The organism is Lactobacillus agrestimuris (assembly GCF_943193025.1).
Lineage (GTDB): Bacteria > Bacillota > Bacilli > Lactobacillales > Lactobacillaceae > Lactobacillus > Lactobacillus agrestimuris.
Map to the genome: position 1 here is coordinate 1 of NZ_CALPCQ010000005.1, position 26,236 is coordinate 26,236.

Annotated in this window: 27 protein-coding genes, 2 tRNA genes and 1 riboswitch; of the genes, 14 read left to right on the forward strand and 15 right to left on the reverse strand. The window is 34.7% G+C overall.

Annotated features, from left to right (window positions below; translation table 11 throughout):
- Window positions 1–121: 121 nt before the first annotated feature.
- A complete protein-coding gene (locus NFR82_RS02140; protein ID WP_251716506.1) occupies window positions 122–1,048 on the reverse strand; it encodes a LysR family transcriptional regulator in 927 nt (308 codons plus the stop codon).
- 112 nt (window positions 1,049–1,160) lie between these two features.
- Here NFR82_RS02140 and NFR82_RS02145 point away from each other — a divergent pair, with 112 nt between their 5' ends.
- Window positions 1,161–3,053 (forward strand): flavocytochrome c, encoded by a 1,893-nt coding sequence (locus tag NFR82_RS02145; RefSeq protein ID WP_251716594.1) that lies wholly within the window; start codon window positions 1,161–1,163, stop codon window positions 3,051–3,053.
- Between the two features lie 33 nt (window positions 3,054–3,086).
- Here the strand turns inward: NFR82_RS02145 and NFR82_RS02150 are convergent, their stop codons facing one another.
- The 8 genes from NFR82_RS02150 to NFR82_RS02185 all read right to left on the reverse strand — a co-directional run bounded on the left by NFR82_RS02150 (window position 3,087) and on the right by NFR82_RS02185 (window position 7,681).
- A complete protein-coding gene (locus NFR82_RS02150) occupies window positions 3,087–3,317 on the reverse strand; it encodes a cytochrome b5 domain-containing protein (RefSeq protein WP_251716507.1) in 231 nt (76 codons plus the stop codon).
- A gap of 79 nt (window positions 3,318–3,396) precedes the next feature.
- Window positions 3,397–4,260 carry a lysophospholipid acyltransferase family protein gene (locus tag NFR82_RS02155; RefSeq protein ID WP_251716508.1) on the reverse strand — a complete coding sequence of 288 codons (864 nt, stop codon included), beginning with the start codon at window positions 4,258–4,260 and terminating at the stop codon, window positions 3,397–3,399.
- 17 nt (window positions 4,261–4,277) lie between these two features.
- Window positions 4,278–5,231, reverse strand: coding sequence for a glycosyltransferase family 8 protein (locus tag NFR82_RS02160; protein WP_251716595.1), 954 nt, complete (start codon window positions 5,229–5,231; stop codon window positions 4,278–4,280).
- Between the two features lie 22 nt (window positions 5,232–5,253).
- Complete coding sequence (locus tag NFR82_RS02165) at window positions 5,254–6,093, reverse strand: glycosyltransferase (protein WP_251716509.1); 840 nt, start codon at window positions 6,091–6,093, stop codon at window positions 5,254–5,256.
- 8 nt (window positions 6,094–6,101) lie between these two features.
- On the reverse strand, window positions 6,102–6,863 hold the full coding sequence (locus NFR82_RS02170; RefSeq protein WP_251716510.1) for a lysophospholipid acyltransferase family protein: 762 nt from the start codon (window positions 6,861–6,863) through the stop codon (window positions 6,102–6,104).
- 157 nt (window positions 6,864–7,020) lie between these two features.
- Window positions 7,021–7,096, reverse strand: a tRNA-Lys gene (locus NFR82_RS02175).
- A gap of 125 nt (window positions 7,097–7,221) precedes the next feature.
- On the reverse strand, window positions 7,222–7,446 hold the full coding sequence (locus tag NFR82_RS02180) for a hypothetical protein (RefSeq protein ID WP_251716511.1): 225 nt from the start codon (window positions 7,444–7,446) through the stop codon (window positions 7,222–7,224).
- 162 nt (window positions 7,447–7,608) lie between these two features.
- Window positions 7,609–7,681: transfer RNA gene (locus NFR82_RS02185), tRNA-Lys, on the reverse strand.
- A 141-nt stretch (window positions 7,682–7,822) separates the two neighbouring features.
- Between NFR82_RS02185 and yycF the strand changes: the two genes are divergently transcribed.
- The 10 genes from yycF (at window position 7,823) to NFR82_RS02235 (ending at window position 18,354) form a co-directional block, all read left to right on the forward strand.
- Window positions 7,823–8,539: a response regulator YycF gene (gene yycF, locus NFR82_RS02190; RefSeq protein ID WP_251716512.1), complete on the forward strand. Its 717-nt coding sequence runs from the start codon at window positions 7,823–7,825 to the stop codon at window positions 8,537–8,539.
- A gap of 66 nt (window positions 8,540–8,605) precedes the next feature.
- On the forward strand, window positions 8,606–10,471 hold the full coding sequence (gene walK / locus NFR82_RS02195) for a cell wall metabolism sensor histidine kinase WalK (protein WP_251716513.1): 1,866 nt from the start codon (window positions 8,606–8,608) through the stop codon (window positions 10,469–10,471).
- Complete coding sequence (locus tag NFR82_RS02200) at window positions 10,452–11,810, forward strand: YycH family regulatory protein (protein ID WP_251716514.1); 1,359 nt, start codon at window positions 10,452–10,454, stop codon at window positions 11,808–11,810. The genes walK and NFR82_RS02200 overlap by 20 nt, the downstream gene beginning before the upstream one ends.
- A gap of 1 nt (window position 11,811) precedes the next feature.
- Complete coding sequence (locus NFR82_RS02205; RefSeq protein ID WP_251716515.1) at window positions 11,812–12,633, forward strand: two-component system regulatory protein YycI; 822 nt, start codon at window positions 11,812–11,814, stop codon at window positions 12,631–12,633.
- A 16-nt stretch (window positions 12,634–12,649) separates the two neighbouring features.
- Window positions 12,650–13,447 carry an MBL fold metallo-hydrolase gene (locus NFR82_RS02210; RefSeq protein ID WP_251716516.1) on the forward strand — a complete coding sequence of 266 codons (798 nt, stop codon included), beginning with the start codon at window positions 12,650–12,652 and terminating at the stop codon, window positions 13,445–13,447.
- Window positions 13,448–13,528: 81 nt separating this feature from the next.
- Window positions 13,529–14,770: a S1C family serine protease gene (locus NFR82_RS02215; RefSeq protein WP_251716517.1), complete on the forward strand. Its 1,242-nt coding sequence runs from the start codon at window positions 13,529–13,531 to the stop codon at window positions 14,768–14,770.
- A gap of 495 nt (window positions 14,771–15,265) precedes the next feature.
- The gene (gene rlmH, locus NFR82_RS02220) at window positions 15,266–15,745 is read left to right on the forward strand and encodes a 23S rRNA (pseudouridine(1915)-N(3))-methyltransferase RlmH (protein ID WP_251716518.1); all 480 of its coding nucleotides are present in this window, start codon (window positions 15,266–15,268) and stop codon (window positions 15,743–15,745) included.
- A gap of 737 nt (window positions 15,746–16,482) precedes the next feature.
- Window positions 16,483–16,875: an Rgg family transcriptional regulator gene (locus NFR82_RS02225; RefSeq protein WP_251716519.1), complete on the forward strand. Its 393-nt coding sequence runs from the start codon at window positions 16,483–16,485 to the stop codon at window positions 16,873–16,875.
- A gap of 176 nt (window positions 16,876–17,051) precedes the next feature.
- The gene (locus NFR82_RS02230; protein WP_251716520.1) at window positions 17,052–17,750 is read left to right on the forward strand and encodes a CPBP family intramembrane glutamic endopeptidase; all 699 of its coding nucleotides are present in this window, start codon (window positions 17,052–17,054) and stop codon (window positions 17,748–17,750) included.
- Between the two features lie 187 nt (window positions 17,751–17,937).
- Complete coding sequence (locus NFR82_RS02235; RefSeq protein WP_251716521.1) at window positions 17,938–18,354, forward strand: hypothetical protein; 417 nt, start codon at window positions 17,938–17,940, stop codon at window positions 18,352–18,354.
- Window positions 18,355–18,451: 97 nt separating this feature from the next.
- Here NFR82_RS02235 and pepI read toward each other — a convergent pair whose 3' ends face one another.
- Genes pepI through NFR82_RS02250 form a run of 3 tightly spaced genes read right to left on the reverse strand, consistent with a single transcriptional unit; the run spans window position 18,452 to window position 21,364 of the window.
- Window positions 18,452–19,333, reverse strand: a complete 882-nt coding sequence (gene pepI, locus NFR82_RS02240) for a proline iminopeptidase (protein ID WP_251716522.1) — start codon at window positions 19,331–19,333, stop codon at window positions 18,452–18,454.
- An 8-nt stretch (window positions 19,334–19,341) separates the two neighbouring features.
- The gene (locus NFR82_RS02245; protein ID WP_251716523.1) at window positions 19,342–19,995 is read right to left on the reverse strand and encodes an energy-coupling factor transporter transmembrane component T; all 654 of its coding nucleotides are present in this window, start codon (window positions 19,993–19,995) and stop codon (window positions 19,342–19,344) included.
- A complete protein-coding gene (locus tag NFR82_RS02250) occupies window positions 19,985–21,364 on the reverse strand; it encodes an ATP-binding cassette domain-containing protein (RefSeq protein ID WP_251716524.1) in 1,380 nt (459 codons plus the stop codon). Before NFR82_RS02250 ends, NFR82_RS02245 begins: the two co-directional genes overlap by 11 nt.
- A 38-nt stretch (window positions 21,365–21,402) precedes the next feature.
- Window positions 21,403–21,491, reverse strand: a riboswitch (TPP riboswitch).
- Between the two features lie 151 nt (window positions 21,492–21,642).
- Between NFR82_RS02250 and NFR82_RS02255 the strand changes: the two genes are divergently transcribed.
- Entirely contained in the window at window positions 21,643–22,584 is a 942-nt protein-coding gene (locus NFR82_RS02255) for a helix-turn-helix domain-containing protein (protein WP_251716525.1), read from the forward strand.
- 33 nt (window positions 22,585–22,617) lie between these two features.
- Here NFR82_RS02255 and htpX read toward each other — a convergent pair whose 3' ends face one another.
- From htpX to NFR82_RS02270, 3 genes are all read right to left on the reverse strand, one after another.
- A complete protein-coding gene (gene htpX, locus NFR82_RS02260) occupies window positions 22,618–23,505 on the reverse strand; it encodes a zinc metalloprotease HtpX (RefSeq protein WP_251716526.1) in 888 nt (295 codons plus the stop codon).
- A 16-nt stretch (window positions 23,506–23,521) separates the two neighbouring features.
- Window positions 23,522–24,082, reverse strand: a complete 561-nt coding sequence (locus tag NFR82_RS02265; RefSeq protein WP_251716527.1) for a LemA family protein — start codon at window positions 24,080–24,082, stop codon at window positions 23,522–23,524.
- A 103-nt stretch (window positions 24,083–24,185) separates the two neighbouring features.
- Window positions 24,186–25,292 carry an SLC13 family permease gene (locus tag NFR82_RS02270; RefSeq protein ID WP_251716528.1) on the reverse strand — a complete coding sequence of 369 codons (1,107 nt, stop codon included), beginning with the start codon at window positions 25,290–25,292 and terminating at the stop codon, window positions 24,186–24,188.
- Between the two features lie 174 nt (window positions 25,293–25,466).
- Here NFR82_RS02270 and NFR82_RS02275 point away from each other — a divergent pair, with 174 nt between their 5' ends.
- The gene (locus NFR82_RS02275; protein WP_251716529.1) at window positions 25,467–25,868 is read left to right on the forward strand and encodes an iron-sulfur cluster biosynthesis family protein; all 402 of its coding nucleotides are present in this window, start codon (window positions 25,467–25,469) and stop codon (window positions 25,866–25,868) included.
- A 155-nt stretch (window positions 25,869–26,023) separates the two neighbouring features.
- On the forward strand, window positions 26,024–26,164 hold the full coding sequence (locus tag NFR82_RS02280) for a hypothetical protein (RefSeq protein ID WP_251716530.1): 141 nt from the start codon (window positions 26,024–26,026) through the stop codon (window positions 26,162–26,164).
- Window positions 26,165–26,236 lie beyond the last annotated feature (72 nt).

Consider the following 26,236-nt stretch of genomic DNA (forward strand, 5'->3'; position numbering starts at 1 on the left):
GTCAGTTCGAGTCTGACAGCCGGAGCTAAACGGAATATGCAAGGAAGGGATCACCGGAAGGTGGTTCCTTTTTTCGTGCTTTTCCCTTTGAAATAGGGAGTATCGACGTCCCTGATACTCCCTATTTAATAGTTGTATTTAATTCTAATTTTTCAAAATGATTGATTAATTTTTCTAGCGACTTTGGAATGTTTTTTCCTTCTTTAATAGCTAGGAAGAATTTCAGGTTCATAATCTTACTATCTAATGGAAAAAGGTTGATTGGTGTTTGACTCATTCTTTTAAGAATACTTGCTGTAGAAATTGTTAGACCAATGCCGTTAATTGATAAGTTTGTGGCAGTGATTATACTGTTAGACTCCATTATGATATTTGGTTTAATATGAAATTTTTGGAGTAGTCCGTTAACTTGGTGCCTAATTGCGGATTCTGGGGCGCTTAAAACAAGTGGCTGGTTTAGTAATTCAATTAAATCTAAATCATCAAGAGAAAGAATAAATTTTCCTTCTTGATATAGACTAGAGGTAGGTGGGATTACAAAATAGTATTGTTCTCCCCCATTAATGAATAGCTTAAGTCCTCGATTAGTTGTTTCAGGTGTCTGCCCAATGTAGCAATCGATTTGCTCATTCAATAAACGGACTTCATTTTGTCTTGGGAAAGCTTCGAATAGCTGTATTTCGACATTCGGATTTTCTGATAAAAATCCAGGTAATACTTCAGGTAGCAAAAAAGTTCCTAAACTTTCTAATATTCCAATTCGAATAACTTGTTTATCTGGCCTAGTAAATCTAGCGAGTTTTCGATCCAATTGTTGATTATCATATGAAATATTTTCTAAATACTTATAATAGATTATTCCCGCTTCTGTTAAAGAAAATGGAATCTGGTCTCGATTAAGTATCTTAGCACCGACTTTTTTCTCAATTCTTTTAATTAATTGAGTTAAATATGGCTGAGAAACATAGAGTTCTTTTGCTGCTTGAGTAAAATTACTCTCTCTTAAAAGAGTATCAAGATAATGTAATAGTGCTTCTGGGTCGTTCATAGCAATCCTCCTTATAACAAATTTATTATAACTTACTAGCTAGAAAACTATTTCACGGATGAAAATTCTTAATTTAAAATAAAGTAAAAGCTTAAAAGAAAGGTCGATGTACATGAAGCCAGGAAAGTATGAGGTTAAAGCACATGGTCATGGTTCTAGTTATATGCCAATGTCTGTGACTTTATCTGAAGATAAAATACTTAATATTAATGTAGATTCTAGTGGTGAAACTCGTGGAGTCGCAGATGAAGTTTTTAAGAGATTACCTCAAGAAATTGTTGATAATCAAACATTAAATGTTGATGCAATAAGTGGAGCCACCATTTCAAGTCATGGAGTGATTGATGGTGTTGCTACTGCAATTACTCAGGCCGGTGGTGATTCTACAGAATGGGAAAATCGACCAAAGCCTGTTGATAAAAAAGTAAAAAAAGATGAAGAATTAACGACAGATATTGTCATTGTTGGTGCCGGTGGTGCGGGACTTGTTGCAGCTGCAACTTCACTTCAACATGGAGAAAGAGTACTTGTATTAGAAAAATTCCCACAAATTGGTGGTAATACTACACGTGCAGGTGGTCCAGTTAATGCGGCTGATCCAGAATGGCAAAAGAAGTTCTCATCTTTAGCTGGCGAAAAAGAAACGCTTAAAGAACTTGCTGAAACACCAATTGAAAAAATAGATCCAGAATATCGTGAGGATTTTGAACAATTACAAAAACAAATAAATGATTATCTAGCATCTGGAGAAAATTATCTATTTGATTCTGTTCTTTTGCACGAAATCCAAACTTACTTAGGTGGTAAAAGAGTCGATTTAAAAGGTAATGAGATTCATGGTAAATATTCTCTAGTTCATAAGCTAGTTGAAAATGCTTTAACTTCGGTTAAATGGCTCAGACATTTAGGTGTAAAGTTTGATCAAGAAGAAGTTACTGAGCCTGTTGGTGGGCTTTGGAGACGTGGTCATAAGCCAGTTGAACCAATGGGATATGCTTTTATTCATGTTCTTGGTGATTGGGTAAAAGAAAATGGTGGAAAAATTTTAACAGATACCCCAGTTAAACACTTGATTATTAATAATGGCCGAGTTGAGGGAGTTATTGCCGAAAGAAAAGATGGCAGTAAAGTTACTGTCCATGCTCAAGCTGTTGTTTTAACTGCTGGCGGTTTTGGAGCTAATACCAAGATGGTTCAAAAATACAACACGTATTGGGAGCATATTGATGATGATATTGCGACAACTAATTCACCAGCTATTACTGGTGATGGGATTCAGCTGGGTCTTGAAGCCGGAGCAGATTTAACTGGTATGGGATTTATTCAATTGATGCCAGTCTCTGATCCGAAGACAGGTGAATTATTTACTGGACTCCAAACTCCACCGGCAAACTTCATTATGGTTAACCAAAAGGGTAAACGTTTCGTTAATGAGTTTGCTGAGCGTGATACTTTGGCTAAGGCAGCAATTTCTAATGGAGGGCTATTCTACCTTATAGCCGATGATAAAATCAAAGAGACGGCTTATAACACGACACAGGAGTCAATTGATGCACAGGTAAAAGCTGGAACTTTGTTTAGAGCAGATACTTTAGAAGAATTAGCTGAAAAAGTCGGTATAGATCCAAAGGTTCTGACTAAAACAATTGCTGATTACAATTTATATGTTGATCAAGGTAATGATCCAGAGTTTCATAAAAATGTTTTAGGACTCAAATGTGAGGTGGCACCATTTTACGCTACACCTAGAAAGCCTGCTATTCATCATACGATGGGAGGACTAGTGATTGATCCGGATGCGCATGTACTAGATCCTACTGGGACAGTCATTTCAGGACTTTATTCGGCCGGAGAAAATGCTGGAGGACTTCATGCAGGAAATCGCTTAGGTGGAAATTCACTTGCAGATATCTTTACATTTGGTCGAGTAGCCGCTGATACTATTTACCAAGAAATTAATCAAGATTCAGAAGCAGATGCTAGTTCAGGTGCATCTGAACGTTAATAAACAAAAAAGCTGGGAAAATCCCAGCTTTTTTTAGTCAGTTAAAATACCAACTTTATTAATCTTTTTTAAAATATCTTTACCATGTGGTGAAGATTTAATTTCTTCAGTTAAATCCTGACCAGCCAAGTTACCGTGGTGTTGACCATCAGTCCAATGGTTATTATTAGTTACATCATATACTATACCGTCAACTGCAACGTAAGCGGGACGACCGTCTTTTCCGTTGTTGTTTTTCAAGTCTTCTTTAGTGAATTCTTTCATAGAGAGGACTCCTTTCATAATTAGATTACTTATCTAATTATATAGTAACACGGTGTCACCAAAATTCATAGAAATATGCTTATTGTTGATGCCAACCAGCAATGTCATCATTAGAAAAGTCATAATTTAACTTCTTGCCATAAATTCGTTCATAGGCAGCCACTTTTTGCTTGTAATCCTGCTCCTTCATTTTGGTGGAGCTTTCTTTTTCACTTAAGTTAAGGTCAGGATAAATGACTGGTAAAACGTGAACAATATACTTGGTTTGGTAGAAATTATTATCTTGCTTTTCTAATTTTGGTAGATCTTGAATTTCTACAAAAGTTGAGATAATTGGAACGTTTTGCTTAGCCGCAAAATAATAGGCCCCTCGCTGGAGTTTTCTTGGCTTGCGGTAATTCCACCACATTTCTTGTTCGGGATAAATAAGCACCCAATTATCGCGATCTAGAGCATTGTGTAGGTACTTGATGAAGTCATTTCCAATATAGTGGGGACTATCTACAATAGGAATGGTTCCCACATAATTCATTAAATAGCGTAAAAATCCAGGAAGCATTAGATTAGTGTCTTTGATGACGATTGATAATTTATGATGCTCGTGATCAGCTAGCCGCTTGATGGTCAATGAATCAAACTGATTGAAGTGATTGGCAGTGACTATAGCACCTCCGCGTGGAAGATCACGCAAGTTTTCAGCACCAACGATTTCGGTTGAAGCAGTAATCGTTTTGGCAAAAAGACTATACATGTAATGACCAATTGTATCGTTGATCTTTCCTTTAAGGCTCGCTTGATTTTTCCAGAAGTCATCCACTAGTTTTAAACGTTCATCTAAGGACATAACTGGATCTCCGACCTCAACTTTGGCATTTAAATTCCTAGAATTGGCGGCCTTTTTAATATTTTCAATAACTTGTTCACGGTTATCCCCAATGATCATAAATTCTCCTTGATCTTTTAGATTCTTACATCTTCAAACTTTTTAACTTTTGCCCAGGTGTATTCTTCTTGTTCAATGTGTTTAACTTTTGTTGCCATTTTTTCTAAATCATCACGAGCATGCTGACGATCTGCGTCAGTAAAGGAATTAAGTTGCTCTTTTAATTCATCATAATATTCAGTCTTTTTAGCAGCTTTCCAGAAGTATTCACCATATTGGACATCAGCAAAGTGCCATGGCTTGAAGAATAAATTGTAGTGAACAATCTTTGGGCTTTCAATTTCAGGCATATTTTCGTTAGGCATTGCGTCCCATTCTTTTGGTAAATGGTAAATCTTATCTTCACAAATCTCATTCATGTATGCTTGATCTGGATCAACATTATCGAAGTGATATTTTTCAAGCAAGTAGTAGAATTTATCCACGAAGTGCTTGTCGCGGAAAGCCTTCATGTTAAAAATGATCACGCCATTGTTGATATATTTTTCTGGTGGAAAAATACCTTGGCAGTTCTTAATATATTCTTGCAAAAGTGGCATGAAACGAATTGATAAATCAGGGCAGCTAGCAAACATGTTGTCCGCAATATCGATATCATACATTTCAGCTAAATCCGTATTGATGATTGTATCAGCATCCAAATAGATTGCCTTATTATATTGTGGGAAAAGTTCAGGGGTGAACAAACGATAGAAAATTGACATGGTAAAGAATTGACCACGTAAGTAATTTTCTTTTGAATTTGTGATAGGTTTAACCATTTGATCATCGATGTGGAAAATATTTACGTGAACATTATCAGTAGACATGTTTTCTAAGCTCTTTTTATGTTCATCACTGATTGTTTGAACTAACAAAGTAATAGTGTAGTCATGATCAGCGCTAGTATGATCAATCAAAGATTGAATTGAAACAGCCGCATATGGGGTGTAGTTGTCACTGATTGTGTAAAAAATAGGAATGGTCAATATTCTTTCCTCCAAGAAATAAAAATTATTTGTTTAAATTATCCCTCAATGCGAGATATTCGTTAAGTAATTTATCATATTCATGCAAATTTAATACGCTGTGAACACGTTCAACATCCCACGGTTTTACAGTCAGAGTGTGTATAAATGGAAATGGTTTAAAACGAAAACTAGTAGTGAAATGCTGAATACGGGTATCGGGTTGGAGTTTGTATTGCTCATTATAGATTCTAGGAGCGATTCGTTTACTTGTAGCTAGCTTATTCAGAGCAGCTTGATCAGGTAAAAGCATTTTTTTGACCTGAATCATATGGCGAACTTTGGCAAAAAGACCTGTTTTTCTGATTTCATGCATGTTTAATAAGAGCATTCCGGAGTTCACGTAATCAAAGACCTTTCTAAACTTAAGATGATGATAGAAAAATCTTCCCCAATAATCTAATACTCCGACAAACTCAACACCTGAAATATCTTGATTGTAAAAGTCATCGATATTCTGACGAACAATGATATCATCATCAAGGTAAAGAATTCGATCAGGAATCTGAGGTAATTCATCCGCAAATAATCTAAGCATAGCATATGGGGTAAAGCGCGAATTCATATTAGCGGTTGGCGGCTCCTTGATAAATAAAGTAGAGCAGTCAATTAACTCTAACGTATTTTTTGGATTCTTTTTTACTAAAAGTGAACGAATAAAATCAGCCGCATGTTTAGAAAATGGATGATAGTTTTTCTTTTCGCTATGGGTGTACATGGTTAAAATATACAAATGTAATTCGGCATCGGTATTTTTTAAAAGAGATAAAGTCGTGATTAAAACTCCATCTTGGGCGTGACTGTCCCCACAAAAAAGGATGTTCATAGTTACTCTCATTTCTTGCATTCATATCTAATATAGTTGTAATTACTTAGCTTGGCATGCTCATTTAAACTGTCCCAAATTTGGTTATGCAGTTTTTCTTGGGCCTGCTTTTTACTAAGCGTTTTATCTGGGAAAAAGGGACCATCAATGTAAACAATGATTTTTGGTCTTTTATAAAAAGATGATTTAACGTAAGTGCTTGTCGCAGTAAAACTTGGAGCGTTTAATTTAATTGGAAAATGCATACTAGTGTCGGCGAAAGGGCGGATTTTTGTATAGTATGGCCAAACGTGTGCTTCAGGATAAATCATAACTACACCGTGTTTATTCTTGATTACTTCTTGAACGGCTTTAACTAATTTACCGGCCTGTTTGATATCGCTGCCGACTGGAAGTCCGCCATAGCGAACGAGGTATTTTCCAATGAAGGGGATGCCCCAGTTTGCTTGTCCTGCAATGGCGTAGAAGTTTTTTACAGGAAAAATTGTCAGCGGAGTAAAAACATCTCCCATTGGTTGAGTGTGATTACCATAAACAAAATATCCGGTGTCTTTAAATGCTTTAAGCTTCTTCTTGTCAACTACTTGAACATGTAAAAAAAGGCGTGAGTATATCCAACCAAAGCCAGCAGCCAAATAGCGCGCAATTGGATTCCAGATTTTAGCACCGATTGAAGTGGGCAATAGTTGATAATCATCGCTTAATTTGAAGTTTTGATCTTTACTGTCGATTAAATCGTCAGTCAGCGTTTTGTAATAGTATGTTTCCATCTTTTTCTTCCTATAATTAAGTTTATTCTATCATGGAAAGCTTAGTAAAACTAAGTAGAATAATTGTTCAATGAAAATAAAAAGGCGAAGCACATAATGCTTCGCCCTAAATTTTGGCACAAAAAAAGCACCGACTTCTCGCAGTGCCATTTCCATATGGTGGGTGGTCAGGGGATCGAACCCTGGACCCACGGATTAAGAGTCCGTTGCTCTGCCAGCTGAGCTAACCACCCGTTTTTTTATTTATCAGCCGTACCGCTGACAGTTAATAATATTATCAAGAAATTCGACCTATGGCAAGTACTTTTTTGAAAAAAGTTAAAAAATAATAGCCACTTATTGTTTAAGTGGCTAGAAATCAAAGCTTATCCTTGATCTGATAGGGTTCACCATGGCGAGCATCACGTGCCTTATCTTCTAAATAAATTGCGTAAGTACCATCTTTTTCATTTTTAGCAATAATTAGTTGATCGGCAGTTGGGCGACCTGCTTTAATAATTTGTGCACTGCGACGTGCTTCTTTGTAATCATGTGAAGAAGCAATTGCATCGCCAGGGTTAAAGAAGACATTTTCGTTGTTCATAGTAATCCCTCCTTGAGAACTTCTATAATTTAATTTTATTTTACCAATAAATGGAATTTTTTTAATCAAAAAAGCATTAAGAACGACGTTACATGGAGCCTGATCTTATTATCAAGAAATTTGGTAACAAAAAAGCACCGCCGAAGCGATGCTTATAAGTAGTGGGTGGTCAGGGGATCGAACCCTGGACCCACGGATTAAGAGTCCGTTGCTCTGCCAGCTGAGCTAACCACCCATTTTTGACTTGTCATAACTGACAGATATTATTATGCTATTAATTGGGTAAAAATGCAAGAGTTTTTTTAAAAAAGTTTAACGCTATTGGCTAATATTATAAAAATCAGTATAATAAAAGGGCAAAGGAGGCACATTCTCGATGCCAAAAAAAATTCTCGTCGTCGATGATGAGAAGCCAATTTCTGATATTATCAAGTTTAACTTGGAGAAGGAAGGCTTCGACGTCGACACTGCCTACGATGGTGAAGAGGCTGTAAAGAAAGTTGACGAATATGATCCAGATCTGATGATCTTAGATTTAATGCTGCCAAAAAAAGATGGCCTTGAAGTTGCGCGTGAAGTACGCCAAACTCATGATATGCCTATTATTATGGTAACTGCTAAAGATACAGAAATTGATAAGGTTCTAGGTCTTGAAATGGGTGCGGATGACTATGTCACTAAGCCATTTTCAAACCGTGAACTTGTAGCTCGTGTGAAGGCTAATTTGCGTCGCCGCGATATTGTTAAAAAAGCAGAAGCAGCAACGCAAGAAGAGGCCGACAAAAACATTACAATCGGTAATTTAGTTATTATGCCAGATGCATATATTGTAGAAAAGAATGGAAGTAAGATTGAACTTACTCACCGTGAGTTTGAGCTCTTATACTACCTAGCTCAACATATGGGTCAAGTAATGACTAGAGAGCACTTACTCCAAACTGTTTGGGGTTATGACTATTTTGGTGATGTACGTACTGTTGATGTAACTGTTCACCGTTTGCGAGAAAAGATTGAGGATAATCCAATTCAACCTCAAATTTTAATTACTCGTCGCGGGGTTGGTTACTACGTAAAACAGCCTACAGAAGAATAATTAAGAAAGCCACAGGACTGTCTAAGTATGTGGCTTTCTTTTTATATAGTTATTGTGAAAATAAAAATGAATAAGATCAGAAAAAAATTAAAAAAGACTTTTAATTCCATAAATACAAAACTAGCGATAGTTTTCATGTTGATGTTACTAGCAACAATTGAAGTGATTGGGGCATATTTTACTAGGCAACTAGAACAAAATAATATTAATAATTTCCAATCTTCAATTCAAGTTCCACAGATCGTCACTAATCAGCTATCCAATCAGCTAGTTCGAAATGATAAAAATACTGATGATCGCTTGAGCGCAATTATTAATGACTTTAGTAATAATTCATCAATCAGTGAAATTATCGTCGTTGATAATAAGGATATTATTCGGGCAGTTTCGACCCTTAATGATAAGGGACGTGTTGGTCAAAGAGTAAATAATGCAGATGTGAAGCAAGTTACATCTACTGGTAGACAAGTTACTAGGGTAATTAATGATGGCGGAAATAGTTACATGATTCAAGTAACGCCATTAACTAGTGGTAATGGCTCCAATAATAATGTGGGAGCGATTTATGTCCGTGCAAATATGCAGAGTATTTTTGATGATTTAAGAAATACTTCTTTTGCCTTCTTAGTTGCTTCTCTAATTGCAGCATTACTTGGAGCAATTTTAGCTTTGGTTATTTCAAGAGCGATCACCCGTCCGATCGAAGAAATGCAGGAGCAAGCTTTAAGTATTGCAGATGGTGATTATTCAAATCAGGTTAAGATTTACTCAAATGATGAATTGGGTCAATTAGGTAAGGCCTTTAACACTCTTTCTGTAAAGATTGAACGTTCACAAGAAGAATCTGATAGTGAAAGACGAAGACTTGATAGCGTTCTGTCGCACATGACAGATGGGGTGCTAGCAACAGATCGTCATGGCAATGTTAGTGTTGTTAACCAAATGGCACTCAATTTCTTAAACTTAAAAGAAGAGGATGTAATTAATCATCCAATTAGAGAGGTTTTAGGAATAGAAGAAGAAACATCGCAAGAGTTAATTTCTAGTCAAAAAGAAATTGTGATTACTGTTAATGAAGGTACCCGTGATGAAGTTATCTTGCATGTGAGCTTCTCTTTAATTAAGCGTGTTACCGGGTTTGTTTCAGGTAGTGTATGTGTACTTCACGATATTACTGAACAACAGAAAAATGAAAATTCTCAAAGACAATTTGTTTCAAATGTTTCTCATGAGTTGAGAACCCCATTAACAAGTATGCGCGCTTATATCGACACTTTGAATGCTGGTGCTTGGAAAGATCCAGATATTGCACCTAAGTTTTTGCAGGTTACTCAAGAAGAAACTGAGCGTATGATCAGAATGATTAATGACTTGCTTAGCTTGTCAAGAATGGACCGTGGTGTGTCGAAGATGGATTGCGAATTAGTTAATTTTAATGACTTCGTGAACCATATTCTTAACAGGTTTGATATGATCGTGAAAAACGATGAATCAAATGGTAAAGATAGCAAGAAATACACCATTAAGCGTGAATTGGGAAATCAAGCATTGTGGGTAGAAATTGATACTGATAAGATGATGCAGGTAATTGATAATATTATGAACAATGCGATCAAGTATTCACCAGATGGTGGGGTAATTACAGTTAAACTTGTTCAAAATCAAAACCATGTCATTTTAAGTATTTCTGATCAAGGGTTGGGTATTCCAAGAAAAGACTTAGACAAGATCTTTGATCGTTTCTATCGGGTTGATAAGGCTCGTTCACGTGCACAAGGTGGTACAGGCTTAGGTTTGGCAATTGCTAAGGAAATTGTGGAAGCTCATCAAGGTAAAATCTGGGCAGATAGTAGTGAAGGTCGCGGATCTACTTTCTACATTTCACTTCCATATGAACCAATGAGTGAGGAGGATGATTGGGATGAAGTTTAAATTCAAATTTGGTGACCTCTTCTTAGGAATTGGGACAGCTGTAGCGATTATTTTATCTATTGTTTTATGGATCTTCATTATGACTAATGATCAGCGCTTTAGCCATATCGCTCAATCACCACACTCTTCGTCGGTTAATCGGGATCAATTGAGAAATCGTAATACTAAAGATCTCTATGATCTATATATTCCAACTAATTCTTATGGTTTCAAAAAGGGCCACCCTTATCGACTTTATGATTCTAAAAAGAACTTACCATTTGAATTTTCTCGGTCTTTAAAAAATGCTAAGGTAACCAAAACAGTAGATGTAAGTTCAAGTCGGGCAGATTATGAAAAATTATTGAATAATCCTAATTTTATTCAATTAACATATCCTGATGAAATCACTTTAAGATTATTTGCCAATTATAATCTTGATAAAAGAAATCGTGAGTTTAACCGAATTTTTATTCCAAATTCAAATAGTTGGCTTTATTTAGGTAATGATAAGACTAATCAAGTTTACCGTTTGAGCTTGTCAGGAGTGAACTTTAACCGTCTAAGAAAATATGCAAAAAATGCTAAGTATCAAAGCCAAGTTAGCTTTATTAGAATGAAGTCAGGATACTCAACTTTTTATGATAAGAGTTATGACTGGAAGGTTTATAGCTATATTACTAACTATCAATCTGACTCATTTTTTGTGAATCGGTTGCTAGGTACATCGGGAGTTACAAGTCGTACCTCTAAGGATGGCCAAACAACCTATTCGCTTAATTACTCAAATCGTTTAAGAGTACCAAATGCGGATAAGTCAAACGACCATAATTATTTGTATACCAATTATGAAAAGGGCAGAATTCCAAATGTTAATAACCGTCTATTAGACAGTGTCTATTATGTTTATAATTTGGGCTTAACTGAACAAGACCTGCGCTTCTTTGATGCAGATAAAGATAGTGTCAGTTATGTTAACAATATTGAAGGAATTCCAGTATTTTTGAATGAACATGATGTTCAAGTTAATACCAAGTTTTCAACTGGGGCAATTAATGTAGCATTCAATAGCATTAACTTCCAGATTCCAGTACCATTTGATGGTGAAACTGAAAGACTTGAATCGACTGATGAAATGATTGATAGATTGGCCACAAACGGCCTAAGAAAAGATGATATTGAAAAGGTGATTATCGGTTTTAAGGTCGAAAAAGATAAAAGTAACAATAGTTTAGTTAATCTAGTTCCGGCATACTTTGTTAAAGCCTATGGTGAATGGAAGAGTGCTGATGAATGGTCGAAGCAAGATATGCAGATCTATCGCAGCAATAAGGTAGCAGTGGAAAGAGAGGCAAAATAAAATGGATCATAAAAAAATTGAATGGCTATTTTTGATTGTCTTTGTTTTAATTGATATTTATTTAGCAATTGAAATAGTTCGCTCACCTGTTAGTTTGTCTAATACTGCAAGTAATTCAAGCAGTTCAAATATTAAACTAGAAATGCGCTCGGATGGAATTGACTTGCCTGATCATTTATCAACCACTCAGGAATCAGGTTACTATTTGGCTGCTAAAAATAAAGATTATCTTTCAGATAAGTTGTCTACTTTAACCCAAGTAAATGCTAGTTACTCGAAGGCAACTTCAACTTTAACTGCCACTCCTAAAAACCAAGTAACGATCAAAGGTGATCAAAAGCAGATCTTGAAGGAACTTAATATGTTTAAGGATGATTCGAAAAATGTGCCATTTGGGATGCAGTTTAAATATGAACCAAATATGTCATCAAGTGGTAGTTATATCTTTGTTCAAAACTCTGAGTATGGCAGTATCTATGATAATTCGGCCTTGCTAACAATTAATGTGAAAAATGGTCTGATTGAAAACTACACTATGACCTATATGGGACCAGTAAGTTCGGTGCGAGAATTACAATCAACAATTTCACCATGGCATGCAGTTAGATCAATGTATACTGATCGAGAACTAGCTAATAATTCTCGAGTGTTGAAGGTTAAATTGGGCTATTCAAAGTTAACTGATGTGCGTGGTTCAACAATCTTATTACCAACTTGGATGGTTTGGATTCAAAATAAGACAACAAAAAATACTACGGTTAAACGAGTTAATGCCTTTAATGGACAAATGATTCAAAACAATACTTCAATTTCAGATAAATAATGTGAAAGGGATAGTTGTGGAAGTTTCGGTTTTATCCAGTGGCTCAACTGGAAATATTAGTTTAATTACGACTGGTCAGCATAAGATTCTAATGGACGCGGGTCTATCTGGTAAGAAAACTAAAGAATTGCTAGATGAAGTTGGAGTCGATATTAATGAAATCGATATGGCTTTTTTAAGTCATGATCATAGCGATCATAGTGCGGGACTTGGTGTTTTGATGCGTCGCTATCCTAAGATTGATGCCTTTGCTAATACGGGAACGTGGAATTATCTTTTGGATACCAATAAGATTGGAAAGTTACCGTCTCAACAAATAAATACAATCGAACCAGGTCAGACAAGGACTTTTGGGGATTTAGACGTGACGGCTTTTGCAACTAGTCATGATGCTGCTGAGCCGCAATACTATGTTTTTGAAAGTGATGGTAAAAGAATTGCTTTCTTAACTGATACAGGATATGTGTCTGAGACCGTTAAGGGAACAATTAAAGATGCGGATGCATATATGATAGAATTCAACTATGATAATATGATGTTACGAGATGGTCCATATTCATGGTCGCTTAAGCAGAGAATCTTATCAGATGTTGGGCATTTATCTAATGATGAAGCAGGACAAGCACTACTTGATGTGGTATGTCCAAAGACGAAAAATATTTTTCTGGCTCACCGGAGTCATCATAATAATACTGAATATTTGGCTCATGAGACGGCGAAAGAGATTTTAATTGATGGGGATGCTAATCTAGATAGTGATGTCAACATAATTGATACGGATGCTCTCAGTCCAACTAAACTGGTGAAAATTTAAATATTTAACAAATTTCGTTCATATTTTTTTCAAATTTTATCGGTATAGTTAGTACAAATAAAACATAGGGGGATATTGAAGATGGATAACAATCAAAATAATCAAACACCAAAACAACCAACACGGGCTCCTAAGAAGAGCAATTCAATTATTACTAAAACTGCAATTGTTGGGGTAGTTGCTGGTTTGATCGGTGGGGGAATTTCATACTACGGAATTGATCAAATAAATAATGCCCAAGTTAATAATTCAGCTCAAACTAGTATTAGTTCAAGTAGCGCAAAGATTTCTAAAAATAGTGCTGCTAACAGTGGTGGTATGACTAAAGCATACAATCAAGTTAAAGGTGCAGTGGTATCAGTTATTAACTTGAAGCGACAACAATCATCAAGTTCAAATGACATTTATAGCATCTTTGGCGGTGGCAGCAGTAGCAAGAATAGCGATAGCAACAAGCTTGAAACCTATAGTGAAGGTTCGGGTGTTGTCTATATGAAGGCAAATGGTAAAGGTTATATCGTAACTAATAACCACGTAGTTTCAGGTAGTGATGCTATTCAAGTTATGCTTGAAAATGGTAAAACAGTTAATGCTAAGATTGTAGGTACTGATAGTACAACTGACTTAGCTGTTTTATCAATTGATGCTAAGTATGTAACTGAGACCGCTGAGTTTGGTGATTCTAAGACCCTACAAGCGGCTCAACCAGTTATTGCAGTTGGTTCACCACTTGGTAGTGAATACGCTTCTACAGTCACTCAAGGGATCATTTCGGCCCCAAGTAGAACTATCACTACTCAAAACAACCAACAAACTGTAATTCAAACAGATGCCGCAATTAACCCAGGTAACTCTGGTGGTGCGTTAGTTAACTCTGCAGGTCAAGTTATTGGTATCAACTCAATGAAGTTATCACAATCTAGTGATGGTACTTCTGTTGAAGGTATGGGATTTGCCATTCCATCTAACGAAGTTGTTACAATTGTTAACCAATTAGTGAAAAATGGTAAGATTACTCGTCCACAACTTGGCGTTAAGGTAGTCGCTTTGAACGGTATTCCTGATGCTTACAGAGAAAGATTAAACATTAAGTCAAATCTTAAGGACGGTATCTATGTTGCTTCTGTAACCAAGGGTGGTTCAGCTGCAAGTGCAGGTATTAAATCTGGAGATGTTATTACCAAGGTTGACGGTAAGAGCGTGAGCGATGTTGCTTCGTTACACAGCATCTTGTATAGTCACAAAGTCGGTGATACTGTGAATGTAACTGTTAACAGAAATGGTAAAACACAGGATACTAAGGTAAAACTTCAAGCTAATTAATATTCCGATATAGAAGAAATAAAAAGCTATGTAGTGCGTGTTTCACGTATTGCATAGCTTTTTTGTTAACTTTAAATATGTGTAACAGAATAAAGTTCGGAAATACAGGTTGTCAAGTTTTGAAGAACTTAGAAAAGTTGTTGATAACTGTGGATAAAACTGTGAATTGTGGATAAAGTGGGTAAAATTGCACACATTTATCTGTGGATAAGCTGTGAATTGTGACTTACTTATTGTGCTATTATCTTGTTAATTTTTTAAGAAATGGCTTTACAATAGGCTTTTCACAGTAAAAGTTTGTGAAAATTACTTACCCCCAAGGTTAATGTGGGAAAGTATTTTTAAAAATATTTAAAAAAGTTGCTAACCACAAATTGTGCTGGGAACGTATGAGCTAACTACTAAATCTTGATTTTACTTTTGCACACTTGTGGAAAATAGCAGTGGAAACCTTGTAGATTAGGGGATAAGTCCGGGACATGATAAAATAAGGGCATGAATATTAAGATAGTTTGTGTAGGAAAATTAAAAGAAAAGTATTTTAAAGACGCAATTGCGGAATATGAAAAGCGTCTCAGCCGTTTCGCTAAGGTGCAAATAGTTCAGGTGCCCGATGAAAAGGCGCCTGAGAAGCTAAGCGATGCGCAGGATGAACAAGTTAAAGAGATCGAGGGTCAGCGAATTCTCAGCAAGATCAAAGATAAGGAGTATGTGTATGTAACTGCGATTAAAGGAAAGCAGCGCAGTAGTGAGGAATTCGCAAAAGAGATTGCTGATCTTGGTACTTATGGTCATTCTGATATTACCTTTGTGATTGGGGGCAGTCTGGGTACGAGTGAGGCTGTGAATAAGCGTGGGGATGATTTGATCAGCTTTGGTAAGTTGACTATGCCACACCAATTGATGAGAGTAGTGCTGATTGAGCAGATTTATCGTGCGTTTATGATTAATAGTGGTAGTCCTTATCATAAGTAAAAGAAACTATTAAAAAACGATATAAGTATATTTAAGGTATTTACAACTAAGGATAAGCGTTACGTAAAAGTTGCAAACTTTGAATAAATAAATTAAGCGGAGAAACTTTGAGTTCTCCGCTTTTTTGTTTCGATAATATAAAAATGTTATACTACGTTTGACTAAATTACTTTTATAAAGAGCCAGCTACTACAAGTATTCCTCCTATCACTATAGGAAGAATTTTTTTTAGTTTAAATTTCAACATAATTTGGAGTCTCCTTTCATGAATAAAATAGATAAATTGATAGGTCCTAAATTCAAAAAGTTTAGAAAAAGATCAAATGTTTCATTAAAAAACTATGTATTGATGTTCCAGTAACTTCTACTTCTGTTCTCTCTAGATGGGAAAGAGGAGAAGAATATTTACCGATAGAAATTTTCGATAAACTATTAGATTATTTACATATTTCATATTTTGAAATTGGTACAAGTGAAAAAGAATTAAAGAGTATAATACAAAAAATAAGTATCTTGTATCAAGAAAATAATATCCAAAAACTTCATGATTTTTCACAAGACTTACTTAATAAATATCTAAATGAAAATAACAAATTTGTAAAGTTAGAGTTACTTTTTAAGTCAGCCATGGCCAATAATTATTATTTGGATTTATCAGGTAATGATTTGACAAATAGAGATTACAAATTGTCACTTTTAAACCAAATTGCCAAAATAAATAATGGCTTGATAAAGAAGTGATTCTATTTGCGAACGTTCAATTATTATTAGATCCAACAGCAGTTTATAAATTATCTCGTTCTTTATTAAGCGAGATGTATGAAAACAATATTGTATCTTTAAATGAAAGTATTGCAATTTTGAATGCTGTATTTGTCTTAATTAAGAAAAAAGAAGTTACTAAAGCTGAAAAATTATTATCAATAATTAAAAAAATGAATTTTGATGATAATGATCTATTAGTAAAGATTAGAATTCAGTTTGTAGAACAGTTGATTAATTATTTAAATACAAGAGATAAGGATAAAATTTCAAATTTTCTTTTTATGATAAAAGAAGTATTTGACCAGCAACTGTATTCAGATTATATGTTCGCATTTCAACAAATAAAAGAAATATATGATAATTAACCAATGATATTATTGTTTCATAGGTATAAATAAATTTTAAAAAATCCCTAATCAGGGATTTTTTATATTTACATTTAAAACTTATATTACTATTGAATAAGGTAACTGGGATACAAAATGTTGATAACGAAAAGAACTAAAAAAGTTCTTTCAACTCTTTTATTTTGGAGAATCTTATGAAATATATAAATAGCACTATTAAATGGATATTACTTATAATATGGTCATTTTTGATATTTGCATTTATGGAAGTACCTGGAGTAGAAAGCACTCCATTATATTCTGTTAAAAATGAACGTGAATTTAATTTAGCATTCCATCAAGTAAATTTACAGCATAATATTCTTATGTTTATAGCATTCACAATTATTACTTTTGTAATGGAGTGGTATTTATGTAAATGGGTCGGAAATAAGCTAGATTTTTTAAAAAAAGTTACTTTAAAAAATTTAATATTAGCTATAATATCTGGACTAATTGCATATGGAATAGGAATATTGTCTGCAATCATTGCACATGGATCTGGTACAAATAACATAATTTTTACAGAGACGTTAAAGACGAACTTAGCAATACTTGTGGTTTTAGATTTAGTAGTTATTGGACCTATTTTTGAAGAAATATTATTTCAAGCAGCAATTCAAAAAGGTTTTTTTAAGAGACTACCTCCATGGGCCTCAATAATTATTACATCAGTAATTTTTGCAATAGCTCACAATGCTTACATTAATATATTCTTTTTCCAGAAGGTTTTATCTGGAATAATATTTGGATCTGTGTATCAAAAGACTGATGATATTAAAATGGCAATTTTAACGCATGGTATAAATAATTTAATTATTGTTTCATCAATGGCTATACAAGCATATTTTTAAGGTGTAAAAAATTATATTCCACAAGTAGATGAAGCAGATTGCAGTAAAATTTTAGGCAATGATTAGCATATGAATATGTTTAATTGATGTAAGTTATTTCAAATCATGGTACTTAAACCGATTGATACCGGTGATTAATACAGAAAAATAGTATAATGATTCTGACAACTACTTGGAGGAATTTATTATGTTAGTAATCATTTTAGCCAATGTTATCATCGGCTTCTTTATTTCATATCTTTGCTTGAAAGGTCTGGGCTTTAACTTCACTGTTTGGACTATGGGAATCAACTTCATAGTCGGTGGAGTTGTTCTTGCCCTTAGCGCCATTCCTGTCTGGGAAAACAGGGATGACACATCGTTATTAACTTTTTTAGCCAGCTTAATGGTGATTGTGGGAGCAATTTTATTCATCATGGCACTGGTAACTAGTGCTTCAAGAAGGTTTACTAAGCACAATGTGCGTAATCTCGGAATTATTTTAGAAGTGGTTGGAATCATTGCCTTAATCACCCTATGGCGCCGCCCAGTAACATGGACTGAAGTAATTATCCCTGAACTTTCAGTTGTTGGCGGTCTATATTTGATTATTAAGAACAGATAGAAGATTAATTTTGCATACTACAGTTTTATTGAGGGTGTAGTAAATAAGTAAACTTTAAACAGCAAAAAAGGAAAGTCAATTGCGACTTTCCTTTTCTTTAATCATTTCTATTAAGCCAATTTTTAAGTAAATCTAAATACTCTGCATTTTTCTGAACAAAGGGCATGTGTCCACATCCTTCAAATAATTTCCATTGACTATTTGAAATATGGTCAAACATGGTTTTAGCAACTAATGGAGTACAGAGATCGTCTGTACCGCTTGTAATTAGCGTAGGAGCCTTAATTTTATCTAGTTGGTTAGTATACTCATAATCATGTAAATTACCCTGTGGGGTGTATTCATTAGGTCCCCAGGCGGTTTCATAAGCTACTGTTCCACCATGCTTTGCACGTGTAACGCATTCAGGTAAATCCTTGCTTATTTTGATTACATGTTGCTGCATAAAGTGATCGTTGGCTTTAAGATAATCAGGATCAGAGAAGTTCTGCGTGATTTCCGCCCTATAAATAGCAGCTTGTTCATGATTAGGTAAATACTTAATTAAACGATGCAGTTCTTTAGACCATAATTGAGCAGAAGATAAAGTAGATGAAAGAATCACACTCTTTATTCCTCGAGGATGGTAATCACACAAGTAGATGATTGCTAACATTCCGCCCCATGATTGACCTAGTAAGTGAAGATCATAAAGATGGAGACGCTCACGCAAATTTTCTAATTCTTTCACCCATGTTTCAGCAGTATATAACTCTGGATGATCATCAGGAATACTTGAATTACCGCAGCCTAACTGATCGTACATGATAATTTGTCTATCTGACATTTCAGCTAGTTCATCTAATACTTCGAAATAATTGTGACTTGATCCTGGACCGCCATGAAGGAGTAGAAGTGGAGCCTTATCACCACGTCTGCCAACAGTTCGATAATATGTTTTATATCCCATGAAGGGGATAGTTCTTTCAATAATTTCCATCATTTCACCTATTTGAAGAAAAATAAACGACAGTTAAAGATAAGTAAGATCGCAAAAAAGTAAATCCAGTCTTTGGCTAAAATTGGGATTTTAACAAGGGTAGATCGTTTCTTACCTTCGACATAGCCATGCGATTCCATTCCTTGAGCTAAATTATCTGCCGAAGAAATAGCGACTAAGATTGCTTTGAAATATAACATTGGTGACCAAAAACTTAAACATACACCGCGCATCATTCCAGCAGTTCGAATTTGTTTAACAGCCATCTTCATTCTTGGAATAATATTTAAAGCGGCTAAAACGCCATAAGCAAATTTGCTAGGTAAATGTAGATTCTGTTCAAGCGAGCGAGTTAATTCAGTTGGCGTTGTAGTCCTTGAGATACAGGCAATCGTTAAGATATAAACGTAAATACGTGAAGATAGGACCCAAGCGTAATAGTGATCAGGATGATCATTGAACCAATACAGAGTCGCAAAAACGGTGAAGGCAGCAATTAATGGTAAAAGTATTAGCAGAAGTAAATTCTTCAATTTTATTTTATGAACTAGCAGATAAATTATTGAACAGACAATAATAATGACACTGGTAGTAAGGCTAGCCTTAATCGATATTTCCAGGGAAATAATCAAGACTAGCAATAATTTTAAACTAGGATTCATACGGCACCTCGCTATAATGGAGCTTTAAATTGCTGAAGTTTAGGTGATAATCACATAAGTCAGCTAGATCACTGATTTGGTGACTAATAATCAAAAAAGTCCTATGCAATTTTTCTTTTGACTCTTTCATTAAGGAAAGGACCTGTTTTACAGATTGATGATCAAGACCGGCTAATGGTTCATCAAATAAAAGAATTTCTTGCTGACTAATTAGCATTAACAGAATTTGTAATTTTTTCTTCTGCCCACCAGATAATGAGTAGACAACTTGATCTAAGTGGTCATTAAGTTTTAATTCTTTTAAAAGTTGGTCAATTTTTTCATCACTGTAATAGGGATGACGATGCTTTTTACTCAAGTTGAGCTCATCTTGAACTGTTACAGTTAGAAATTGATCATCAGCATTTTGAAAGATTTGTGCCACGTGAAACAAATACTTTTTAGCTTTGAGTTTCATCAATTCTTGTCCTTGATAAAAAATGTGACCATCGTATGGAATTATCTTAGTTAAGGCCTTAAATAGTGAAGTCTTACCAATCCCATTTTTTCCTGTAATTAGTGTGCTGGTTCCTTGATATAGCTTCAAATTATCTTGCTTAAGTAAAAGCCGATCCAAACTAATTCGGGTATCTTGAAGCTCAAATACAGTTGCTCCATCTTTATTAGGAAGTTTAAAGTGAAGATCAGATAGATCAATTGCCTGATTTTTTGCAAAAAGTTCTCGCTTTTTTTCATCAGTTAATCGATTCACGGTTTGATGATCAAAGGCATAGACTTGATCGCAAAGCTGCTCATAATCATCTAGTACGTGATCACTAATGATAATCGTCTTTCCCATCTTCTTTAATTCGCTTAGCTTATTAATTAAATAGTGCCGTGCTTCAGGATCAACACTAGCAAATGGTTCATCTAATAAAAATAAGTCGATATCCATTGCTACTAGGGTAGCTAAAGCAACGCGCTGTTTTTCGCCGCCGGATAAATTGACAATCTTTTTATCAAGCAGCTTTTCGATATGAGCAAATTCAATCGCGAAATTTAAACGCTTCTCATAATGCTTTTGATCAACATCAAGATTTTCTAGGGCAAAAATAATTTCATCACGCGGTGTTGCCATGGTAAATTGTTCAGATGGATTCTGAAACATCATGGCTTGTTTAAGCCCATTTAAATTGATCTTCCCACTACTAATTCCTGCATATTTAGGATAAAGTCCCGCAATTAATTTAAGTAAAGTTGATTTTCCACAACCGGTTTGCCCAATTAAGAGGCTAAAGGAATTACTTGGAATATTTAAAGTTAAGTCTTTGATAATGTCTGGTTTTCCTTTATAAGAAAAAGATAGGTTATCTAATTGTATTGTTGTCATTTCTCACCAAAATAAAAATCACCTACAAGAGGTGACCGCAAGCTAAATAACATTTTTCCTTCGCCAGCATTATCTGGAACAGGTTCAATGGGTATCTCTCAGCCTGACGGCACCCCGATGTTTATTAATTTGATTGTACATAAGTATTTGAAGCTTGTCTAATTTTTAGTGATTGTAGTTAATATATATTATTAGTCGTGAGTCATGAATTACAGTAATATATGATATATAATATAGATATATTAGTTTTTTATACGTGTTTTCAGAAAGGTATACCCATGGTAGCTGTAACATTAGATCAATATCTAGTTAGTGTGTTACGCTCTGATCGAAGCGGAGTTAATGAGATTAGCCTGCAGTCTGGCAATGATAACTTCGACTTTTTTACCATTTATCTTGAAAATCATAATGATGGCATACACGCTTATGATATGGATGTATCGACGATTTTGTATTTAGTTAGTGGAACTGTAACTATTAAAAGCGGCGAGAAAAGTATTGATATGAAGGCCGGCAACATTCTTTTATTGACACAGGGATGCAAGTATCGAGTTGAAAATATTACTTCAGATACCGTACTTGCAAAAATAAAGTTTAAACCTGGTTTTAGATATCGCGAATTTTTCAAGGATTTTTCTTATAAGGGTAAAAAAGAAGGAGAAATTATTGCTCAAATCATTAAAAGCTTAGAGCGAGAAAATGTTTTATGGCTTAAGACTAGTAAGGTAACTCGTTCTAGCCAAGTAATGACCCATATTATTAATGGTTACCTCAATGATGAGTTATTTATGCGCGCCTTAATTGGGGCAGAGCTAGTTGTGGTATTGATATTAGCGATTAGAGCACAGAGAATTGCGACAGTAGTTAATATTGATAAGACAAAATTCGAAGGCAATGCACTAGATAATTATATTGATGAGCATTTTTCAGATATTACTTTAAGTAAAGCTGCTAAGTATTTTGGCTTTAATCCAAATTACTTTTCAAATATGGTTAAGCAAAAAACAGGTAAGAGTTTTGTTGATCATGTTGATGAAAGACGGATGCAGGAAGCTAAAGAATTACTTGCCCAGCCGGATATTTCGTTAAAGGAGATTATTAGTCGAGTAGGATATTCAAGTAAATCATTCTTCTATAAAAAATTTAATCAATTCTATGGAGAAACTCCAGCAGCAATGCGTAACAGACTATTTAGAGAAGCAAATATTAATTTGAAGTAAACAAAAATGGATAACCAAATGGTTATCCATTTTTTACATTTTTTCAAGGCGTGCAATTCGATCCGCTGTAGGTGGATGAGTATCAAATAAGCTGCCTGATTTTTGGAACGGATTTTCAATATACATTCCGCTACTTGAATGGTCAGCTTGTTTCATTGGCTGACTACCTTCGATCTTGTGCAAAGCAGAAATTAAACCTTGCGGATTTCTTGTTAATTCAACCGAACTTGCATCAGCTAAATATTCACGATTACGTGAAAGGGCCATTTGAGCAAGAGTTGCTGAAAGAGGCCCCAAGACTAAAACGAAGAGAATTGCAACTAACTTGAAGATCATTTCGATTGCATTGCTATCACGATCATCATCACTACTTCGATCGCCACCGAACCAGATCATTCTAGAAGCAATTCCTGACAAGAAGGAGATGACACCAACTAATACAACTGCAATCGTTGAAAGCCGAATATCATAATTTCTAATATGGGAAATCTCATGTCCTAAAACTCCTTCTAACTCTTCACGATTCATCATATCAAGTAATCCTTGAGTAACGGCCACAGCACTATGTTCTGGATCACGGCCTGTCGCAAAGGCATTAGGACTAGGGTCTGGAATGATGAAAACTCTGGGAATTGGTACCTTACCAACCATTGCCATGTCTTCGATGATATGCCATAGTTCGGGATTATCAGCTTCGTGAATTTCTTGAGCATGGTTGAGGCTCATTACCATATTGGCAGGATTTTGCATCACAATGAACAGGTATATCAAACTACCTACTAAGGCAATTCCGATTCCCATAACTGGTTCATTGTCAAACATGTAGCCAAATCCTGCACCCACTAAAGTTAAAATGATGACAAAGATGATCATCATAAAGATTGATTTTCTCTTGTTGCGAGCAATTTGTTGGTACAACATTTATTTTTACCTAATTCTAAAACTTGACCTTAGGAACTTCCTTTTCTTCAACTGGAGTTTCTAAGTAGTCAACCTTAGTGAAGTGATGAAGTTTAGCAATAATATTTGATGGAAAAGTAAGTAACTTTTGATCGTATTGAGCAGCACTTGAATTGTAAAGTTGACGTGAGTATGCAATCTTATTTTCAGTATTGGTTAATTCTTCTTGCAACCTTAGGAAGTTTTGGTTTGCCTTTAAGTCAGGGTAGTTTTCTGACAAAGCAAAAATGGTCTTAAGAGAATCAGTGATTTCGTTAGAAACCTTTTGAATTTGCTCATGATCACTAGCTGGAACTTGAGTTAATTGGGTACGAAGTTGAACTACTTTTTCAAAAGTTTCACTTTCATGTTTTGCGTAACCCTTAACTGTTTCAACTAAGTTAGGAATTAAATCGTTACGTCTTTTAAGTTGAACATCGATTTGACTCCAAGCTTCGTCCGTATAAACTTTAGCTCTTTGTAAGCCGTTGTATGCAGTGATGTAAATGATCACAAGTAGGACAACAATAATTAAAATAATCCATAATAATGGTGACATAATTAAACCTCCGTAAAAGATATTTTCTTAATTTTACCGAAAAAAATAAATTTTGGATATAGAAAAAGGTATCAAAACTGATACCTTAATGAATTTACAAACTTTAGAAAATCATGATGATGTAACCGACAGCTGTCAGAATGAACAAACCAATAAATTGCATGATTGTCCAATTTTTGAAGAATTTCTTCTTGCTGACGCTAGCATGTTGATTAAAGGTTTTAAGCACAAGCATGTTTGCCATTGAACCAATAACTGAACCAAAACCACCGATATTTGAACCCAAAAATAAAGCTTCTGCATAGATTTGAGGAGTAAATTTACCAACTAAGATAGTTGATGGAACGTTACTCATAACCTGACTTGAAATGATTGAAGTAAAGTAAGTCGAGGTTTCAGAGTGAAGCATCATATGGATTACGCCAACAATTGCTGGAATCTGTTGAATATCACTAATGAAGATGAAGAAACCAGTAAATGTTAATAGTAAAGCGTAGTCAATTTTTAACATAATTCTTGGATTAATTAGTAATGCTAAAGTGATAGCAACTAGCATTGGCCACACAATGTCGACGATTCTAAAAACACCAAAGAAGAAGAAAATAAATACTGCAGTAGTGATGATAGTTGGTCGCCAACTAATTCGAATATTTTGAGTTTGCTGAACTGGAATTTTTTCTTTTGGAATAAAAAAGAAAACTGCTGCAAAAATTAATAAAGATACAATTAAATAAGGCAGTGACCAACTAAAAAAAGTAACAGCATTAATGTTATATCTACTAACTAAGAAGATGTTATGAGGATTACCCCATGGGGTAAATGCGGCTCCAATATTGGCACCCATACCGATTAAAGTAACCGGTAAGATTTGCGGTAAATCATATCTTTTAGCAATGTTTAAATAAAGTGGTATTAACGTTAAACATGTAATATCATTTCCCAAAAACATTCCAGAAATAATTGCTAGTAATGTAAATAAAATATTTAATTTTCGCGTATTATCAGCAATGCTAGTCAATTTATAAGCAAGAACGTCAAGAACGTGCAAGTAAGCATAAATTTGAATGATTACCAACATCGCACCAACTGAGAACAAGGTATGAAGATTTATATCCTCAAGCCTCGGTCTTGCAAAAAAAAGACTGACTACTGTGACCAACACAGTAAACTGTAAAATTCGATCTTTAACAATATTCTTTAAGACGGTCATTAAGGGTCCCCCTTACATATATAATCGTCTAAAAACCCTATCTACCATTTTGAGCCTTTTTTGTCTCAGGTGCAACAAGTAATTTGTAAAAATAAGGCTTTATAGGCAGTTTTTTTCTATTTTTAAACCTTTTTAGCTATAATTAAAAGTAAGTAAAATAAAGGAGTGATTTTTATGACACAAAAAGTTACGATAAATATTAAGCCCGAAGCTGCCCAAGCAATAAAAAATAAAATGAAGAGCGATGATCAAGTAGTTCTTTTAGCCTTGAATGATGGCTCAAATAAATATTCTAAATTGGGTGGTACTTGTACAATTGGTGCTAACTTCCAATTTGTGATTTTGGATAAAAAAGATCCAGAATACAATATAAAAATTGATAATAATGCAGATCTTGACTTATATACTGCTGAACCAGAGATGGGATTCTTAAGTGAAAACCTGGTAGTAAATTCTAGAAATGCTACTTTAAGTTTGTCTGATGATAGTGGTGTGATCGATGGTGGTGTTACAATCAGTGATTGGGAACCATCAGATGTAACTAAAAAAGACATGCTTGAAGGTAAGACTTGCTAATTAAGTTTTGAAAATAGATAGAATCGATAATCTGAGAAGGTTATCGATTTTTTATTTCCTGGGAAATAAATCAAAATAAAGATTAACTTGATCAAGTTTGATTCATATGTTAAACTAAACTAGATTTTCGAAAATCTGAAAGGAAGTATAGTACTATGCGTAAAGGTGAAAACTACAACACTGGTTGTGAACCAAACCAAAGACCTAAGAACAAGAGAAATGCTAAGAAGCGTGTTGCTCACGTAGCAAACGTTGTTGCTTTCCTTAACAAGGCCGCAGAAGACGAAAACAAGTAGTCTTATAATATAAATGAAGATAGGAGTCTAAGAGTTTTTCTTAGGCTCTTTTTCATAATAAAAGTTAAAGTT

Coding starts and splice junctions, on each gene's coding strand:
- NFR82_RS02140 (WP_251716506.1), bottom strand. CDS start 1,048: ATGAACGACCCAGAAGCACTATTACATTATCTTGATACTCTTTTAAGA.
- NFR82_RS02180 (WP_251716511.1), bottom strand. CDS start 7,446: ATGAACAACGAAAATGTCTTCTTTAACCCTGGCGATGCAATTGCTTCT.
- NFR82_RS02215 (WP_251716517.1), top strand. CDS start 13,529: ATGGATAACAATCAAAATAATCAAACACCAAAACAACCAACACGGGCT.
- NFR82_RS02155 (WP_251716508.1), bottom strand. CDS start 4,260: ATGATCATTGGGGATAACCGTGAACAAGTTATTGAAAATATTAAAAAG.
- NFR82_RS02165 (WP_251716509.1), bottom strand. CDS start 6,093: ATGAACATCCTTTTTTGTGGGGACAGTCACGCCCAAGATGGAGTTTTA.
- NFR82_RS02270 (WP_251716528.1), bottom strand. CDS start 25,292: ATGACCGTCTTAAAGAATATTGTTAAAGATCGAATTTTACAGTTTACT.
- pepI (WP_251716522.1), bottom strand. CDS start 19,333: ATGGAAATTATTGAAAGAACTATCCCCTTCATGGGATATAAAACATAT.
- NFR82_RS02250 (WP_251716524.1), bottom strand. CDS start 21,364: ATGACAACAATACAATTAGATAACCTATCTTTTTCTTATAAAGGAAAA.
- NFR82_RS02145 (WP_251716594.1), top strand. CDS start 1,161: ATGAAGCCAGGAAAGTATGAGGTTAAAGCACATGGTCATGGTTCTAGT.
- htpX (WP_251716526.1), bottom strand. CDS start 23,505: ATGTTGTACCAACAAATTGCTCGCAACAAGAGAAAATCAATCTTTATG.
- NFR82_RS02230 (WP_251716520.1), top strand. CDS start 17,052: ATGAAATATATAAATAGCACTATTAAATGGATATTACTTATAATATGG.
- NFR82_RS02280 (WP_251716530.1), top strand. CDS start 26,024: ATGCGTAAAGGTGAAAACTACAACACTGGTTGTGAACCAAACCAAAGA.
- walK (WP_251716513.1), top strand. CDS start 8,606: ATGAATAAGATCAGAAAAAAATTAAAAAAGACTTTTAATTCCATAAAT.
- NFR82_RS02255 (WP_251716525.1), top strand. CDS start 21,643: ATGGTAGCTGTAACATTAGATCAATATCTAGTTAGTGTGTTACGCTCT.
- NFR82_RS02245 (WP_251716523.1), bottom strand. CDS start 19,995: ATGAATCCTAGTTTAAAATTATTGCTAGTCTTGATTATTTCCCTGGAA.
- rlmH (WP_251716518.1), top strand. CDS start 15,266: ATGAATATTAAGATAGTTTGTGTAGGAAAATTAAAAGAAAAGTATTTT.
- NFR82_RS02265 (WP_251716527.1), bottom strand. CDS start 24,082: ATGTCACCATTATTATGGATTATTTTAATTATTGTTGTCCTACTTGTG.
- NFR82_RS02205 (WP_251716515.1), top strand. CDS start 11,812: ATGGATCATAAAAAAATTGAATGGCTATTTTTGATTGTCTTTGTTTTA.
- NFR82_RS02200 (WP_251716514.1), top strand. CDS start 10,452: ATGATTGGGATGAAGTTTAAATTCAAATTTGGTGACCTCTTCTTAGGA.
- NFR82_RS02150 (WP_251716507.1), bottom strand. CDS start 3,317: ATGAAAGAATTCACTAAAGAAGACTTGAAAAACAACAACGGAAAAGAC.
- NFR82_RS02170 (WP_251716510.1), bottom strand. CDS start 6,863: ATGGAAACATACTATTACAAAACGCTGACTGACGATTTAATCGACAGT.
- NFR82_RS02235 (WP_251716521.1), top strand. CDS start 17,938: ATGTTAGTAATCATTTTAGCCAATGTTATCATCGGCTTCTTTATTTCA.
- NFR82_RS02275 (WP_251716529.1), top strand. CDS start 25,467: ATGACACAAAAAGTTACGATAAATATTAAGCCCGAAGCTGCCCAAGCA.
- yycF (WP_251716512.1), top strand. CDS start 7,823: ATGCCAAAAAAAATTCTCGTCGTCGATGATGAGAAGCCAATTTCTGAT.